Source organism: Roseateles sp. P5_E11, from assembly GCF_054049355.1.
In genome coordinates this window covers 1-992 of the sequence record NZ_JBFUMO010001068.1, presented here as the reverse complement: position 1 = coordinate 992, position 992 = coordinate 1, and the positions used below count along the sequence as shown (strand labels likewise).

Below are 992 nucleotides of genomic sequence, written 5' to 3'. Positions count from 1 at the left end.
GCTCAGCTCTGGCACTCAGCAGGCGTCCGCCGAGTAAGCTYCTTCTCTCCCGCGTACTTGTCCGCCGCCGCCTTCACCATCGGCTTGATGATCTGTGCGTCCGCCTCGTACCAATCGCTGCTGAAGCTCCACTTCGCGCCGTCCCAGGTGTGGATGCGCGCCCAGGTCGAACCCTGGTGGTCATAGCAGCTGGTGCTGATCGGGCGGATCACGCCGTTCAGGCCCAGCGAGGCCAGCTTCTTGTCGTCCAGCGCCAGGTTCTCCAGGCCCCAGCGCACTTGCTCGCCGGTCATGACCTTGCCCTTGCCGAAACGCTCCTGCGCACGCCGCACGGCCTCCACGCCGAGCGCCTGGATGACCAGGCCGCGCGTGTAGAGCACCGAGCCGACCTCGTCCTTCGGGCCCGTGCCCTGTCCCTTCTCATGCACGAGCTTGAGGATGTCCTGGATGACCTTCGGGGTCTGGCCGGAGGTGTTCAGGTTCAACGCGTTGTAGCCCTTGGCGCCCTCGCCCACGTCCTTCACATCGGGCTCGGCGCCCGACCACCAGACGCCATACATCTTGTCGCGCGGGTAGCCGGTGGCCTGGGCCTCTTTCAGCGCGGTGGAGTTCATGACGCCCCAGCCCCACAGCAGCGTGTAGTCGGGCTTTTGCTGGCGCACCTGCAGCCAGGCGCTCTTCTGCTCCACGCCGGGCGCGGTGACCGGGATCTTCACCAGCTCGAAACCATGCATCTTGCTGCGCTCTTCCAGCAGCGGGATGGGCTCCTTGCCGAAAGGGCTGTCGTGATAGACCAGGGCGATCTTCTTGCCCTTGAGCTTGTCCAGGCCGCCTTCCTTCTTGGCGATGTGCTGGATGAGGATGTCGGCCGCCGTCCAGTAGCTGCCCATCAGCGGGAAGTTCCACGCGAATACGCCGCCATCGGCCGAAGCGGACAGGCCGTAGCCCAGCGTGATCAGCGGGATCTTGTCGTTGGGCACCTTGTCGGTCAG

Annotated in this window: 1 protein-coding gene; it reads right to left on the bottom strand. The window is 65.3% G+C overall.

Translation table 11 applies throughout. From position 1 onward, the window contains the following. Positions 1–2 precede the first annotated feature (2 nt). Positions 3–992, bottom strand: a 990-nt coding sequence (locus ACXJKR_RS33450) for an ABC transporter substrate-binding protein (protein WP_457326525.1), incomplete at its 5' end; no start/stop codon positions are given.